Consider the following 14,725-nt stretch of genomic DNA (forward strand, 5'->3'; position numbering starts at 1 on the left):
GGACGGCGCCTCCCGATGCGCCCGGCCCCGGTTACTTCCTGACAAAAACAAGTGCCACCGGTGCCACTTCTGATCCCGGGAGGCGCCGTCCCGGCGTGCGCCCGCACACCTCGGCCCCGCACCTCAGCCCCGCCATCCCCGCCTCTCTCCACCCCTCCGCGCCTCAGCCTGACCACCCACCAGGGGGACTTCTGCATGACCCGGTTCAGCCGCCAACGGACCAAGGCCGCCACCAGGGCCGAGATCCAGCGAGAACTACCGGGACTCACCAGGCGCGGGGTGTCCTCCCCGCTCGCCACCGACGGCCAGTGGCCGATCCCGGAGGTCCGGCACCTGCGGTGTGCACCGCCTCCGGTGATCTCGCGCAGGAAGGCCGCCCCCAGTGGGATGCTCGGCCCGGGCGGGGCGGTCATCAACCACCAGGGCGGCACCGGGTACGTCCGGGAGCCGAAGTCGGAGCTGTTCCTCCTCGCCGTCTCCCACCTGTTCGGGCAGGAGAGCTTCTACGAAGCGGCCGTCGAGCGCGACGAACGCTACCTCCGCCTGATCCGCGAGCAGGCCGTCAGCGACCCGCTGTGGACCCTCGGCCTGCTGCGCTGGCTGCGCGCCGAGGCCCGGATCCGGACCGCCGCACTGGTCGGGGCGGCCGAGTTCGTCCACGCGCGGACCGCCGCCGGCGCCGCCGGGTACTCCCGGCAGGCCGTCGACGCCGTGCTGCAACGGCCCGACGAGCCGGGGGAGTTGCTGGCCCACTGGACCGCCCGGTACGGCCGCCGGCTGCCCCAGCCGCTGCGCCGCGGCATCGGCGACGCCGTCCGCCGCCTCTACACCGGCCGCGCCCTGCTGAAGTACGACACCCCGTCGCACCGCTACCGCTTCGGCGACGTCCTGGAACTCACCCACCCCGCGCCCGACCCGGCCAAGCCCTGGCAGGGCGCGCTGTTCCGCTACGCCCTGGACCGCCGCCACCGCCCGGAGCGCGCCCTGCCGCCCGCCGACGAGGGCCTGCTGAGCGCCCACCACGCCCTGCTCGGTGTTCCGCAGGCCGACCGCCGCGCACGGGTCACCGACCCCGGCGGCGCGGACCGCCTCGCCGAGGCCGGGATGACCTGGGAGGCCCTGGCCGGCTGGCTGCGGGGCCCGCTGGACGCCGCCGTCTGGGAGGCCGTCATCCCCTCGATGGGGCCGATGGCGCTGGTCCGCAACCTGCGCAACTTCGACGAGGCGGGCGTGGGCGACGAGGTGGCGGCGGAGGTGGCCCGCCGGGTCGCCGACCCGGAGGAGGTGCGACGGTCCCGGCAGTTCCCGTTCCGCTTCCTGGCCGCCCACCGCGCCACGCGCTCGCCGCGCTGGGCCGACGCCCTGGAGACCGCCCTCGGTCACTCGCTGGCCAGGGTGCCCGCGTTGCCGGGCCGCACACTGGTGCTGGTGGACCGCTCAGGCTCGATGTTCGACCTGCCCTCGGCGCGGACCCAGCTCAACCGGGCGGACACGGCCGCCATCTTCGGCACCGCGCTCGCCCTGCGGGCCGAACAGGCCGACCTGGTCCAGTTCGGCAGCGGCAGCCGGGTGGTCGAACCGGAGCCGTCGGTGCTGCGGACCCTGCGGCGCTTCCGCAACCTGGGCGGTACCTCCACGGCCGCCGCGGTCCGCACGCACTACCGGGACCACGACCGGGTGGTCGTGGTGACCGACGAGCAGACCCACTGGGCGCCGTACGACGTCTTCGAACCCGTCCCCGAGGACGTCCCGGTCTACACCTGGAACCTGGCCGGCTACGCCACCGGCCACACCGCCCCGGGCCCGCGGCGCTACACCTTCGGCGGCCTCAGCGACGCGTCCTTCACACTCATCCCGCTGCTCGAACGCGGCCAAGCCGCCGCCTGGCCCTGGGAGTGATCAGGGCCGCACATCAGGGCCGAACATCAGGGCCGCACACTGCGCGGCCCGGTCACCGTGGCGCCCAACGCGCCGACACGGGCGCGCAGTTCGCGGTCGGCGGTGACCACCAGGCAGTCCCGCTCGGGGTGGTCGGCGCGGGCCGCCCGGACCAGCTCGACGATCCGGTCGTCCCCGCTGCCGCTCGCCTCCACCACCCGAACCTCCGGCAGCCCGGCGACGCCCCGGGCCGCGCCCTCCACGACCAGGACCACCTCCAGCGGGCCCGGGCGGTCCGGCAGCCCCCGTCCGGCGACGGCGACCAGCGTGTCCCGCAGCCGTTCGGCGGCACCCCGTCGGTCCCGCCACCAGCCGTCGGGCACCGACCCGACCACGTTCGCGCCGTCCACCACCAGCAGCGTCGGCGCGCCCTCGTTCTCTCCCATGGCCGCCAAGCCTGCCACCACGGACCGCCCCCGGCCGAACCGGCGACACCCCCGACACCCCCGGCAGGCCCGGCGGCGCGCCGACGGGCCCGTACCCGTACCCGTCGTCAGTCCGCCAGCGTGATCCGGATGCCGACGGTGCCGCGCTCGCCGCGCCGCAGCCGGCTGCCGAGCAGGGTGAGCACGCCGAGCAGGCCGTACTTCTGGCGCAGCAGCGTGCGGTAGGCGGCGGTGCGCTCGGGGCCGAGGATCTCGGCGGTCGCCGGGTACGGCGCACCGGTCGGCCGGCCCTTGACGTCGCACGGGCCGACCAGCACGTCGGCGCGGTTGCGGATCCGCTTGACCTTCCAGGAGTCCGCGACGGTCCAGATGCCGAGCGCCTCCCCGTCACGGACCACCCACACCGGGGTCGGCACGGTGGTGCCGTCCTTCTTGTACGTGGTGACGAGCAGGTAGCTCCCGGCGGAGAGCTGGACGATCCGGGCGAGCCGGTCCGCGGCGGAGGGGTCGGGGGTGGTCATGGCCGGAAGTCTAGAGGGGACCGGCCGCGGACCGGGCCGCAGGTCGGCGGGCTCAGCGCGTCCGGCGGGTGCGGGCGGTGCGGGCGGTGCGCAGCATGGCGCGGGCGCGGCGGGTCAGCCGGCGCCGGCCGTGGCCTCCGATGCCGGTGGCGCCGCCCACGGCGGTCGCGCCGCCGCGGTGCACCGGGACAGCGGCGGCAGCGGTGGTGGCGGCAGCGGAGGAGGCGCGGGCGGTGGCCGGGGTGTGGGCGGGCGCGGTGCGGCGGCGGGCGGCGGTACGGGCGGTGGCCCAGACGGCGAGGGTGGTGCCGAGGACGGCGGCCGTCCAGACGGCGGGGGCGAAGCCGGGGCCGTCGCCGCTGAGGACGGGTGCCCGGGACCACGGCGGCAGCTGGGAGCCGGCCGCGGCCTCCGGGGCCCCGGGGGAGGCGGGGGACGCGGGGGAGGAGGCCGGGGCGCCGGTGTCCTCGACCAGCTGCCCGACCGGCTGGACCTTCCCGGCCGCCGCGAAGCCCCAGTCGAGCAGGCTGGCGGCCTCGTCGTAGACCTTGCCCTGTGCCTCGGGGTGCATCACCGTCACCAGCAGGGTCCGGCCGCCCCGTTCGGCGGCGCCGGTGAAGGTGGCGCCCGCGTTGGTGGTGTAGCCGTTCTTGACGCCGATCAGGCCCGGGTACTTGCCGAGCAGCCGGTCGGTGTTGGCGATGTCGAAGCTGGTGCGCTGGCCGGTGACCTTGTCCAGCCCGCCGGGGAAGTGCGCGGTGCGGGTGGCGCAGTAGGAGCGGAAGTCGGCGTTGCGCAGCCCGGCGCGGGCGAAGAGGGTGAGGTCGTAGGCGGAGGTGACCTGGCCGTCCATGTCGTAGCCGTCGGGGGAGACCACCTTGGTGTCCTTCGCCTGCAGTGACCCGGCGCGGGCCTGCATCTCGGCGACGGTCTGCTGGAGCCCGCCGTTCATGTGCGCGAGGACGTGGACGGCGTCGTTGCCGGAGCTGAGGAAGACGCCCCGCCAGAGGTCCTCGACCCGGTACGGCAGGTTCTCCTTGACACCGACCAGGCTGCTGCCGGCACCGAGGTTGGCCAGCTCGGCCGGGGTGACCAGGTGCTCCAGCGAGCGGTCGAACTTGGGCATCACGGTGTCCGCGAACAGCATCTTGAGCGTGCTGGCCGGGGGCAGCGGCAGATGGGCGTTGCGGGCGGCGAGCACCTCGCCGGTCCCGGCGTCCGCGACCAGCCAGGACCGGCCGGACAGCGCGGACGGCAGCGCGGGCGCCCCGGCGAGCGGCGCGACCTGGACGTCCGGGCTGCCGAGCCGCTGCCCGCCGACGACACCGGCGGCGCCGGCGGCGTCCTGCCCGAAGGCCGCGAGGGCCGCCGGAGCGCCGACGGCGAGTACCAGGGCGGCCGAGGCGGCGGCACCGGCCGCGGCCCTGGTGACGTACGGTGACTTCTTCGATATGCGCGTGGGCTGCACACGGCGAACGTACCCGGGCCGCCGCCGGGCCGCCGTGCCTGCTGCTCCGTCCGGTGCTCCGTCCGGTGCTTCGGGCCGAGCTCCGGACGGTGCTCCGGACCGGGTGGCCGCGGCCCACGACTTTGGTGGTGCCCGGTCGCGCCGGAAGTCGGATGTCCGGGCGGTGGCGGATTCCTAGGGTCGGGGGTATGAAGACCCTGCTCGGCTACCTCGGTTTCGTGCTGATCCTCGGCGGCGCCTCCGGCCTGCTGTCCGGTTGGATCGGGGGCTTCCGGCTGTTCGGCTTCGTCCGCTTCCTGGTGCCCGACGGCCACGAGACCGTCGGGTACGCCACCCTGCTGGTGCTCGGCGTCCTGCTGGCGATTCCCGCCGCCCGGCGCGGATAGCCGGGCGGCGGGCGGCGGGCGGCGAGGCACCGAGGGTGGGTCAGAAGGTGAGGTTCCAGGTGTCGATCGTGCCGGTGTCGCCGGAGGCGCCGTCCTTCACCCGGAGTTTCCAGGTGCCGTTCGCCGCGCTCGCGGCGGCGTTGACGGTGTAGGTCTTGGCGACGTTGTCGGCGCTGTCGTTGTCCGGGAAGTCCTCCAGGAGGTAGACCGTGCCGTCGGGGGCGACCAGGGAGAGGACCAGGTCACCGCGGTAGGTGTGCTTGATGTCCACGCCGACCTTGAGTGCCGCGGGCGCGTTGCCGGTGACGCCGGTGACGGCGATCGGGCTCTCCACCGTGGTGTTGTCGGCGATCGCCACATCGGCAGGGTTCTCGAAGTACTTCCCGGTGGGCGGGGTCGTGCCGCCGACCGCCTTCAGCGCGTCGACCTGGCCCTCGCCGAAGAAGGCGTTGTTCGCGGTGGTGCCGGTGCAGCGGCTGTCCCCGGCGGGGCAGGCCAGGTCGTCGGCCTGGGTGGCCAGACGGGCCCGGATGTCGGCCGGGGTGAGCGACGGGTCGGTGCTCGCGATCAGCGCGGCCACCCCGGTGACGTGCGGGGAAGCCATCGATGTGCCGCTCTTGGTGCCGTACTTGCCGCCGGGCAGGGTCGAGTAGACGGCGGTCGCGCCGTCGCCGCCGGGCGCCGCGACGTCGATGACACCCCGGCCGAAGTTGGAGTAGGAGGCCTTGCCGCTGCCGCTGCCCGTGGCAGCGACGGTCACCACGCCGGGGAGTTCGGTGGGGATGTCGAGGCAGGCGTTGCTGATGGTCCGGGTGACCGGAGTGGAGTCGTTCGGGCTCGCGGTGTCGGTGGTCTTGGCGGCCAGGTCGTAGTCGGCGTTGCCGGCCGCCGCGACCTGCAGCGAACCCTTGCCCTCGGCGTACTCCTGGGCGCGCTTGACGCCCTCGATGACGGCCGCCTGGTCGAGGTCGTTCGGGCAGTTGAACTGCCACGGGTCGGTGTAGTAGCTGTTGTTGGTCACCTTGAAGCCGTGGTCGCCGGCCCAGATGAAGCCGCAGACGGTGTTCTCGGCGTAGAACAGGGTGCTGGTCGGCTCGGCGATCCGGACCGAGGCGATCCTCACGCCCGGCGCGACGCCGATGACGCCCTTGCCGTTCTTCGCGGCCGCGATGGTGCCGGCGACGTGGGTGCCGTGGGTGTCCACGTCGCGCCAGGCGCCGGTGCGGGTGTCGGGCTTGCCGTACGCGCAGGAGACCGAGTCGGCGGCGTCGAAGTTCGGTGCGAGGTCCTGGTGCTGGTCGTCCACGCCGGTGTCGAGCACGCCGACCTTGACGGAGGGGGAGCCGGTGGTGACGTTCCAGGCCTGGTCGGCCTTGATCTGGGTCATGTCCCAGCGGTTGGACTCGGTGAGCGTGGTGGCCGACTGGGCGGGGTTGGCCGGCAGGGCCGGGTTGTAGGCGTCGGCCGGCACGTCGGAGGTGCGGGTCGCGCCCACCTGCTGGATGCCGGGGACGGTCCGCAGCGCGGCGGCGAAGCCGGTGCCGGTCGAGTGGGCGACGATGACGCCGATCGTGTCGTAGCTCGCGAAGACCGTTCCGCCCTTCGCGGCGACGGCGCTCTTGGCGGCGGCGATGTCGGCGGGTGCGCTGATCACCAGGTAGGCGCGGGTGCCGGCGGCCCAACCGGCGGCGGTGCCGGGGCTGGTGGCGGTGCCCGTGGCGGTCGTGGGGGCCTGCGCGGCCGTCGGGGCGGCGGCCGTGGCGCTGCCGGGGACGGCGGGTGTGGTGCTCGTGTGGGCGGCGGTCGCGAATGCCGTGGGGGTGGCGAGCGCCATGGCCGAGGCGACGGCGAGGGCGGCGGCCGGGCGGCCGAGCCGCCGGGATATCAGGGGTGACACGTGTCCTCCGATCCGGCCCGTGCGCGAGGGGGAGCGCACAGGAATTGAAGGAAACATGCCAGATTGGCCAGGAGTTGGGGAAGGTTTTACGCATGACGACTTTTCACGGAAGGGTCGTCGAGCCGCCCACGCCCGCCGCGCTGCCGTCGAGCTGGATGCCGAGGCCGGTGGCGAAGGCCTCCCGGTGGCCGTCCGGGGTGCCGCCGGCGGCGCGGGCGTCGGCGGTGACGGCCGCGTGCCGGTCGTCCGTGGGCGGTGGATCGGCCGGGAGTCGGGCCAGTGCGCGGTCGTACGTCAGGTCGAGTCGTCCGGCCTTTCCCGGCATGTACGTGTAGGGCGGCATCGTGGTGCGGCCGAGTCGTTCGCCCACGGCGCGCCTCGCGAGCGCGGCCATGACGGACGGTCATCCGGAATCTCCTGGCGGCGCACATTATCGCCTCCGGAGAAAACTGTTTATACAGTAAAAGTGACCAATTGAATGGGCTGGCGCCGGGCCTGCCTGGCGTTCCCGGTGCCGAGTTCCTCCTCCCCGCCGCGCCGGGTCTGGTTTCGGCAGCGGACGGCGGGGAAGGGAATGTCGCGGTGTCGACATGTGGTCAGCCCGGTGGCGAGGTTTCGCCAGTGTCCGGAGTTCGCCACGGGAATCCCGGGTGCGGGAGCGTCCGGCGCCGGGCGAGGCCGATTGGCTGAAAGATGTGGATTCGGCCCGATTTCCGCCCGTGAGTTTTACCGAGTGATGGTCAACTTTACTTTCTGATGGGGATTTACCCCCTTGTCGTGATCGCGTTCAGGTGCGTTGGATTGCGTCAGCCATAAAACAGACGAAAGGATGTCCATGATCGGCTGGCGGAAAACCCAGCTAGCAGCTGCCGTCACGGTCACCGCCGCGTCCATGGTCCTGAGCTTCGGGACCGGCGCCAACGCAGCTCCGACCCCGGACCCGCAGAACGCCCAGGCGGCGTCCGCGGACGGGGCCCCGGTGCCGGTGATCGTGATCCTGAAGGACCAGATAGCGGACGCCCCGGCCGACCACGGTCACCTGGGCGCCCGTCAGCAGAAGACCGCCTCCTCGCAGGCGCCGCTGCTGAACAAGGTCAAGGCGGCCGGCGGTACCAACATCAAGAGCTTCGTGGTCGGCAACGCCTTCTCGGCCACGGTCAGCCCCGCCCTGCGCGCTCAGCTGCAGGCGGACCCGGCCGTCTCCTCCGTGGTGGCGGACACCCAGGTCCAGGTCGCCCCGGCGGCCGCCGGCAAGGCGAAGCAGACCAAGGACGCCGCCGACTCCGCGGCCGCCGACGGCGCGAAGGCGCCCAAGGCCGCCGCCGCTCCGCAGGCCGTTTCGGGCAGCAACGGCCAGGGCGCCGAGGAGAACGCGACCAACACGGTCTGCCCCTCCGACCCCAGCAAGCCCCTGCTGGAGCCCGAGGGTCTGTACTCGGTCCGGGCCTACACCGGCAACGGCAAGCCCGGTGTGGAGAACCTCGCCACCGGCAAGGGCGTCAAGGTCGCCTACATCGCGGACGGCCTCGACCCGAACAACCCGGACTTCATCCGGGCCGACGGCTCGCACGCCGTGGTCGACTACAAGGACTTCGCGGGCGACGGCTGGGACGCGCCGACCGGCGCGGCGGAGGCCTTCGGTGACGCCTCGGCGGTCATCGCCCAGGGCCGCCAGACCTACGACGTCTCGCAGTTCGTCAACGCCTCGCACCCGCTGCCGGCCGGCTGCAACATCCGCATCCGCGGCCTCGCCCCGGACGCCGACCTGGTCGCCCTGAAGGCCGGCGGCGAGCTGATGTCCAACTCGTCGATCCTGCAGTCCATCGACTACGCGGTGCGGGTCGCCCACGTGGACGTGCTCAACGAGTCCTTCGGCGGCAACGTCACCCCGGACAGCGGCGCGCACGACACCATCTCGCTCTTCAACGAGCAGGCCGTCAAGGCCGGTGTCACCGTCGCCGTCTCCTCCGGTGACGCCGGCATCAGCGGCACCGTCGGTACGCCGTCCACCGATCCGTACGTGATCTCGGTCGGCGCCTCCACCGACAACCAGAACTACCAGCAGACCGGTTACGCGGCCTCCCAGTTCTCCAACAAGACCTGGAACAACAGCCGTATCTCCGCGCTGTCCTCGGGTGGCTTCACCCAGGCCGGCCGCACCGTCGACCTGGTCGCGCCGGGTGAGTCGGACTGGGCGCTCTGCACCCCCGACCTCACCAAGTACACCGACTGCTCGGGCTTCAACGGCAAGGCCTCGCCGATCCAGCCCTTCGGTGGCACCAGCCAGGCCGCCCCGTTCGTCACCGGTGCCGCGGCCCTGGTCATCCAGGCCTACCGCGACACCCACGGCGGTGACTCGCCCACCCCGGCGCTGGTGAAGAAGTTCCTCACCGGCACCGCCAGCGACCTCGGCGTCCCCGCCGAGGAGCAGGGCGCCGGCCTGCTGAACGTCCGCGCCGCCGTCGAGGCCGCCCGCGGCTACGACGACGGGGACGGCACCGACGGCGCCAACACCGTCGTGGTCAACACCGGCCAGGTCGACATCGCCGGCACCCCCGGCTCGACCCACAGCACCGACGTGTCCGTCACCAACACCAGTGACGAGCCCCAGACGGTGAGCGCCGCGACCCGCAGCTTCGCCCCGCAGTCGAGCAACCAGCAGACCGTCCAGCTGGACTCGTCCTCGACGGACACCTTCAAGTACGCCACCAACGGTACGAACTGGGTGCAGAAGCAGGTCAAGTTCACCGTCCCGGCCGGCGCGGACCGCCTCGCGGCCTCGATCGCCTGGCACGGTGCGCCCAACCCGGTCACCAACGGCCCGGTCGTCCGCATGACGCTGCTCGACCCGTCGGGCCGCTTCGAGACCAACACCCGTCCGCAGGGCGGCGCCACCCCGGCGAACTTCGGCCTGGTCGACGTCCCGCACCCGGTGGCCGGCGAGTGGACCGCGATCCTCTACACCCCGGCGGGCAAGGCCGGCTTCACCGGCCCGGTCCAGCTGGGCACCGCCACCCAGCGCGCGGTGCCGGCCGGCGCCGTGAGCCCGAGCACCACCGAGCTGCAGCCCGGTCAGACCAAGACCCTCAAGGTCCAGCTGACCACCCCGGCGACCAGCGGTGACTCCAGCGAGGCGATCACCGTCTCCAGCTCCAACGGCAGCACCACCAGCGTCCCGGTCACGCTGCGCAGCCTCGTCCCGGTCAACCAGGGCAAGGGCACCTTCACCGGCTCCATCACCGGTGGCAACGGCCGCAGCGCCTCGCCGACGCAGAGCTTCACCTACGGCTTCGACGTCCCGAAGGGCCAGAAGGACCTGCGGGTCGGCGTCACCGTCGGCAAGGACGCCAACCTGCTCATGCAGGGCGCGCTGATCAGCCCGAACGGCACCCCGATCGACATCGAGGGCAACGGCCAGTTCGACGCCCAGGGCAACCTGACCGGCACCTCGGCCGGCGTCTCGGCCACCACCGTCAACCCGGCCGCCGGCCGCTGGCGGTTCGTCCTGAACGTGCTCGGCCCGGTCAGCGGCCAGCAGCTCGCCCAGGACTTCACCGGCACCGTCGCGTTCAACCAGAACCAGGCCACCGCGGCCGGTCTGCCGAACGACGCGCACACCAAGCTGGCGGCCGGCAAGCCGGTCACCGTCCAGGTGAACTACACCAACAACACCGTCGCGGCCCAGAAGATCGCCGCCGACGGCCGCCTGGACCGCCGGGTGGACGTCCCGCTGGTGCCGCAGGGCGCCTCGGCGAGCGTCAACCTGCCGCTGAGCCTCAGCTCCACGGTGCCGTCCTTCCTGGTGCCGCCGGGCACCGACCAGCTCAAGGCCGTGGCGGCGTCCTCGACGCCGGCGCAGATCGAGCTGAGCGCCACCACCGGCTCGCCGGACCTGTTCGGCGACCTGAAGAAGGCCCAGAACGGCTCGACCATCTCGGTCGTGACCGACAACGGCACCGCCGAGCAGCCGGTCGTCCCGGGCAACTGGAGCACCTTCGTGCAGCAGATCGGCCCGTTCGGCAACGGCGGCGCCCCGACCGGCACCTCCACCATCACGGCCACCGCGCACACCCAGGCCTTCGACCCGGCGCTGACCTCCAGCACCGGCGACCCGTACGCCGCCTCGGTGGACGCCTCGGCCCAGGCCGCCAGCCCGGTGACCGTCGCGCCCGGCGCCACCGGCTCGCTGCAGGTGACCCTGACCCCGACCGGCCCGAAGGGCAGCACGGTCAAGGGTGTGCTGTACCTGGTGTCCGGCCCGACCGGGGTGGCCACCGCCAACAACGTCCTGAACACCACCGGTGCGGTGCTCGCGGCGATCCCGTACAGCTACACGGTGAACTGACGCTCAGCCACTCCACCGCTTCACGATGAGGCCGAGGCCGTCCCGGATTCCGGGGCGGCCTCGGCTGCTTGTGTCCCGGGGCGGACGAGAGGTCGAGGAGGGGTTCCGACGGCGGTCGGCGGGGCAGGTTCGGAAGCGGACGGACGTTTCCTAGCGGATGGTGAGTTTCGTGTCGTACGAGTCGATCAAGCACAGCGAGGTCGAGGTGAACGGGGTGCGGCTGCACCTCGCCGAGCAGGGGGAGGGGCCGCTGGTCCTGCTGCTGCACGGCTTCCCGGAGAGCTGGTACTCCTGGCGGCACCAGTTCGCGCCGCTCGCCGAGGCCGGCTACCGGGTGGTGGCGCCCGACCAGCGCGGCTACGCCCGCAGCGAGCAGCCCGAGAACGTGGACGCGTACAGCCTGCTGCACCTGGTCGGCGACGTGACGGCGCTGATCGGCGCGCTCGGAGCGGAGCGGGCGGTGGTGGTCGGGCACGACTGGGGCGCCCCCGTCGCCTGGGCCACCGCGGCGCTGCGCCCGGACCTGGTGCGGGGCGTCGCCGGGCTGAGCGTGCCGCCGCTGCCGTCCGGACCGACGCCGCTGGCGGCCTCCCGGGAGAAGTTCGGCGACGGCTTCTACCAGATCTACTTCCAGGAACCCGGCCGTGCCGACGCCGAGCTGGCGGCCGACCCCAAGGCCTCGTTCCGCCGCATCCTCGGCGGCACCTACCCGGACGGGGAACCGAAGCCGTGGGTCGCCCCCGAGGGCGGGAGCCTGCTGGACACCATTCCGGAGCCGGAGCGGCTGCCCTCCTGGCTCACCGAGGCGGACATCGACGCCTTCGCGGCCGACTACGCCCTGCACGGCGAGCGCGCCTTCACCGGGGGACTCAACTGGTACCGCAACATCGACCGGAACAACGAGCTGATGGCGGCGTTCACCGGCCGGCGGATCGAGGCGCCCGCGCTGTACGTGACCGGTGAGCAGGACCTGGTGAACGCGATGGTGCCGCGTGAAGTGGTGGCGTACCTGCTGCAGCACGTGACCCCTCGGCTGCACCGGCACGTCCGGCTCCCGGAGACCGGGCACTGGACGCAGCAGGAGCGCCCGGCCGAGGTCACCGAGGCGCTGCTGGACTTCCTGAAGTCGCTGGACTGACGCCCGTTCCGGCGGCACCCCCGTCCGGGCCCGGGCGGGGGTCAGACCGGCAGGAGGCGGGCGATCAGTTCGCCGAGGCGGCGGGCGTTGCGGCAGGAGTGCATCTCCACGACGCCGGCGTAGGCGTGGGCGGCGGAGTCGCCGGTCGGCCAGAGGGACGGCTGTTCGGGGTTCAGCCAGAAGACCCGTCGGGCCCGACCGGCGATCCGGCGGAGGGCGTCGAGGTTGGGGTCGCGGTGGTTGTTGCGGGCGTCGCCGAGGACCAGGACGCAGGTGCGCGGGCCGACGGCGTCCAGGTGGTGGTCGGCGAAGTCGCCGAGGGCGGAGCCGTAGTCGCTGTTGCCGTGGTAGCCCATCACCTTGGCCTCGGCGAGGATCCGGGCGGCCAGGCGGGCCGGGTCGTCGCCGTTCCTGAGCAGGTCGGTGACCTCCGCGGTGCGGTTGACGAAGGCGAACACCCGGACCTTGCTGAACTGTTCGCTCATCGCCTGGACCAGCAGCATGGTGAAGTCGGCGAAACCCGCCACCGAGCCGGAGACGTCGCAGAGCAGCACCAGTTCCGGCCGGGCCGGGCGGCGCAGCCGGTAGGCGGGGCGCAGCGGTACGCCGCCGGTGGTGAGCGAGCGGCGCAGGGTGCGGCGCAGGTCGATGCGGCCGCGGGCGGCGCGGCGGCGGCGGGCGGCCAGGCGGGTGGCGAGCTTGCGGGCCAGCGGGTGGACAGTGCGGCGCAGTTCGGCGAGCTGGTCGGGGCCGGCGTACAGGAAGTCGATCCGGTCGGCGGTGGGGGCGACGGCGCGCTCGGCGATCCGTTCGGGGCCGCGCAGTTCGGCGACCCGACGGCGGGCCTCGGTGGCGACCTGGGCGCGGAAGTCCCGGATGCGGCGGCGGATCTCGTCGGCGAGGACCAGGTCGGAGACGTCCGCCGGGCCGGGGCGGCCGCGCAGGGCGGCGAGGATCCGGGCCAGCAGCGTCTCGGGGGACAGCCGGCCGAGCGCCTGCTGGGCGGACCAGCCGTCGGTGCCGGGCGTGCCGGGCGTGCCGGGCGTGCCGGGTGCGCCGCCGGCGCCGTACCGGCCGAAGGCTGCCACGACCTCGCCGGCGAGCCGGGCCTGGGCGGCGCGGTCGTCCGCGGCGAGGGCGGCGGCGAGGCGTTCGCGCAGGTCGTCGCGGAGCGGGTCGGGGCGGCCGAAGCGTGGCGGCTCGGGGTCCTCGGGGACCGGTGGCGGGTCGGCGCGGACGGCTTCGGGGGTGCCGACGCCGAGGGGGAAGAACAGGTCGAAGGTGGCGTCGAAGACCACCCGTTGGCCGTCGGAGCGCAGCAGGGCGGCGGCCAGGCCGGCCCGCATCTGCTCGCGGTCGGTGAAACCGAGGACGTCGAGGACGGCGGCGGCGTCCACCGTCTCGGCCGGGCCGATCCGCAGGCCGTGGCCGCGCAGGGCGCGGACCAGGCCGGTGAGGCGGCCGGCGGTGTCGGTGGCCTGGGGCGCGGTGGGGCCGGCGCCCTGGGGTGCGGCGGTCACGCGAGGGTGAGCTTCTGGGCGGCCTTCCGGATGTCGTCCTGGTGCTTGAGGATCACCCCGAGGGTGTCCCGGACGGCCGTCTCGTCGAGGGTGTCCGCGCCCAGGGCGAGCAGGGTGCGGGCCCAGTCGATGGTCTCGGCGACGGACGGTGCCTTGCGCAGCTCCATCGCACGCAGCGCGCCGACGATCCGTACCAGCGACTCGGCCAGGGTGTCGTCCAGTCCCGGCACCTTGAGGCGGACGATCCGGCGCTCCAACTCGGCGCCCGGGTAGTCGAGGTGGAGGAAGAGGCAGCGGCGGCGCAGCGCCTCGGAGAGCTCGCGGGTGGCGTTGGAGGTGAGCAGGACGAAGGGACGGCGGGTGGCGGTGATCGTGCCGAGCTCGGGGACGGTGACCTGGAAGTCGCTGAGCACCTCCAGGAGCAGCGCCTCGACCTCGACGTCGGCCTTGTCCATCTCGTCGATCAGCAGCACCGTCGGCTCCTCGCCGCGGATGGCGGTGAGCAGCGGGCGGGTGAGCAGGAACTCCTCGCCGAAGATGTCGCCGCGGGCCTCCTCCCAGCCCTCGTCGCGGCCGGCGGTGATCCGCAGCAGCTGCTTGGCGTGGTTCCACTCGTAGAGCGCGCGGGCCTCGTCGATGCCCTCGTAGCACTGCAGCCGGACGAGCCGGGCCCGGCCGATCGCGGCGACCGCCTTGGCGAGCTCGGTCTTGCCGACCCCGGCCGGTCCCTCGACCAGCAGCGGCTTGCCGAGCCGGTCGGCGAGGAAGACGGTGGTGGCGACGGCCGGGGAGGCGAGGTAGCCGGTGGCGGCGAGTTGCTCGGCGGCGTCCGCGACCGAGGTGAAGAAGCCCGTGCCACGTGCCGTCGTTCCGTCGCTGCCCATGTGCCCGCCCTGTTCAAGGTTCGCCGTCCGTGTGCGGCGCCACCCTACCGGCCGGTCACTTCGCTGTCTCGGTGTCCCGCCCGGTGCCCCGGTGCCCCGGTGTGCCCGGGCACGGCCCAGCGGCGTACGGCGTGGTGCCGGTGCCGTACGCCGCCGTGGTCGGGGTGGGGCTGCGCGTCAGCCGACGGCGCGGACCGTCAGTCGGCGGTGCGGACCGTCAGTCGGCGCGGACCGTCAGTTGA

Annotated in this window: 11 protein-coding genes; 4 read left to right on the top strand and 7 right to left on the bottom strand. The window is 73.5% G+C overall.

The features are described from left to right. The first annotated feature begins 387 nt into the window (after positions 1 to 387). A complete protein-coding gene (locus ACZ52J_RS15215) occupies positions 388 to 1,899 on the top strand; it encodes a TROVE domain-containing protein (protein WP_465619230.1) in 1,512 nt (503 codons plus the stop codon). A 26-nt stretch (positions 1,900 to 1,925) separates the two neighbouring features. On the opposite strand, the gene ACZ52J_RS15220 is transcribed toward ACZ52J_RS15215, so the two are convergent. The 3 genes from ACZ52J_RS15220 to ACZ52J_RS15230 all read right to left on the bottom strand — a co-directional run bounded on the left by ACZ52J_RS15220 (position 1,926) and on the right by ACZ52J_RS15230 (position 4,313). Further along, a complete protein-coding gene (locus ACZ52J_RS15220; protein ID WP_465618936.1) occupies positions 1,926 to 2,324 on the bottom strand; it encodes a PIN domain-containing protein in 399 nt (132 codons plus the stop codon). A 107-nt stretch (positions 2,325 to 2,431) separates the two neighbouring features. Continuing rightward, positions 2,432 to 2,845, bottom strand: coding sequence for a PPOX class F420-dependent oxidoreductase (locus ACZ52J_RS15225; RefSeq protein WP_360503041.1), 414 nt, complete (start codon positions 2,843 to 2,845; stop codon positions 2,432 to 2,434). A gap of 52 nt (positions 2,846 to 2,897) precedes the next feature. Next, positions 2,898 to 4,313 carry a D-alanyl-D-alanine carboxypeptidase family protein gene (locus ACZ52J_RS15230; protein ID WP_465618938.1) on the bottom strand — a complete coding sequence of 472 codons (1,416 nt, stop codon included), beginning with the start codon at positions 4,311 to 4,313 and terminating at the stop codon, positions 2,898 to 2,900. A gap of 188 nt (positions 4,314 to 4,501) precedes the next feature. On the opposite strand from ACZ52J_RS15230, the gene ACZ52J_RS15235 reads away from it, so the two are divergent. Continuing rightward, entirely contained in the window at positions 4,502 to 4,699 is a 198-nt protein-coding gene (locus ACZ52J_RS15235) for a hypothetical protein (protein ID WP_360503044.1), read from the top strand. Between the two features lie 40 nt (positions 4,700 to 4,739). On the opposite strand, the gene ACZ52J_RS15240 is transcribed toward ACZ52J_RS15235, so the two are convergent. Continuing rightward, a complete protein-coding gene (locus tag ACZ52J_RS15240; protein WP_465619232.1) occupies positions 4,740 to 6,533 on the bottom strand; it encodes a S8 family peptidase in 1,794 nt (597 codons plus the stop codon). A 166-nt stretch (positions 6,534 to 6,699) separates the two neighbouring features. Continuing rightward, positions 6,700 to 6,990 carry a hypothetical protein gene (locus tag ACZ52J_RS15245; protein ID WP_465618940.1) on the bottom strand — a complete coding sequence of 97 codons (291 nt, stop codon included), beginning with the start codon at positions 6,988 to 6,990 and terminating at the stop codon, positions 6,700 to 6,702. A 441-nt stretch (positions 6,991 to 7,431) separates the two neighbouring features. Here ACZ52J_RS15245 and ACZ52J_RS15250 point away from each other — a divergent pair, with 441 nt between their 5' ends. Then, on the top strand, positions 7,432 to 10,941 hold the full coding sequence (locus ACZ52J_RS15250; RefSeq protein WP_465618942.1) for a S8 family serine peptidase: 3,510 nt from the start codon (positions 7,432 to 7,434) through the stop codon (positions 10,939 to 10,941). A 157-nt stretch (positions 10,942 to 11,098) separates the two neighbouring features. Continuing rightward, positions 11,099 to 12,079 (top strand): alpha/beta fold hydrolase, encoded by a 981-nt coding sequence (locus tag ACZ52J_RS15255; RefSeq protein WP_465618944.1) that lies wholly within the window; start codon positions 11,099 to 11,101, stop codon positions 12,077 to 12,079. A 41-nt stretch (positions 12,080 to 12,120) separates the two neighbouring features. Here ACZ52J_RS15255 and ACZ52J_RS15260 read toward each other — a convergent pair whose 3' ends face one another. Together ACZ52J_RS15260 and ACZ52J_RS15265 are read right to left on the bottom strand one after the other, a co-directional pair. Next, entirely contained in the window at positions 12,121 to 13,599 is a 1,479-nt protein-coding gene (locus tag ACZ52J_RS15260) for a vWA domain-containing protein (RefSeq protein ID WP_465618946.1), read from the bottom strand. Continuing rightward, the gene (locus tag ACZ52J_RS15265; RefSeq protein WP_465618948.1) at positions 13,596 to 14,483 is read right to left on the bottom strand and encodes an AAA family ATPase; all 888 of its coding nucleotides are present in this window, start codon (positions 14,481 to 14,483) and stop codon (positions 13,596 to 13,598) included. Before ACZ52J_RS15265 ends, ACZ52J_RS15260 begins: the two co-directional genes overlap by 4 nt. Between the last annotated feature and the right edge of the window lie 242 nt (positions 14,484 to 14,725).

The sequence above is a fragment of the Kitasatospora sp. NPDC034035 genome (assembly GCF_055575755.1).

What these genes read in the sequence shown, in the direction of transcription:
- ACZ52J_RS15215 (WP_465619230.1), top strand. Translation starts at nt 388, where the DNA reads ATGCTCGGCCCGGGCGGGGCGGTCATCAACCACCAGGGCGGCACCGGG.
- ACZ52J_RS15220 (WP_465618936.1), bottom strand. Translation starts at nt 2,324, where the DNA reads ATGGGAGAGAACGAGGGCGCGCCGACGCTGCTGGTGGTGGACGGCGCG.
- ACZ52J_RS15225 (WP_360503041.1), bottom strand. Translation starts at nt 2,845, where the DNA reads ATGACCACCCCCGACCCCTCCGCCGCGGACCGGCTCGCCCGGATCGTC.
- ACZ52J_RS15235 (WP_360503044.1), top strand. Translation starts at nt 4,502, where the DNA reads ATGAAGACCCTGCTCGGCTACCTCGGTTTCGTGCTGATCCTCGGCGGC.
- ACZ52J_RS15240 (WP_465619232.1), bottom strand. Translation starts at nt 6,533, where the DNA reads ATGGCGCTCGCCACCCCCACGGCATTCGCGACCGCCGCCCACACGAGC.
- ACZ52J_RS15245 (WP_465618940.1), bottom strand. Translation starts at nt 6,990, where the DNA reads ATGGCCGCGCTCGCGAGGCGCGCCGTGGGCGAACGACTCGGCCGCACC.
- ACZ52J_RS15250 (WP_465618942.1), top strand. Translation starts at nt 7,432, where the DNA reads ATGATCGGCTGGCGGAAAACCCAGCTAGCAGCTGCCGTCACGGTCACC.
- ACZ52J_RS15255 (WP_465618944.1), top strand. Translation starts at nt 11,099, where the DNA reads ATGGTGAGTTTCGTGTCGTACGAGTCGATCAAGCACAGCGAGGTCGAG.
- ACZ52J_RS15265 (WP_465618948.1), bottom strand. Translation starts at nt 14,483, where the DNA reads ATGGGCAGCGACGGAACGACGGCACGTGGCACGGGCTTCTTCACCTCG.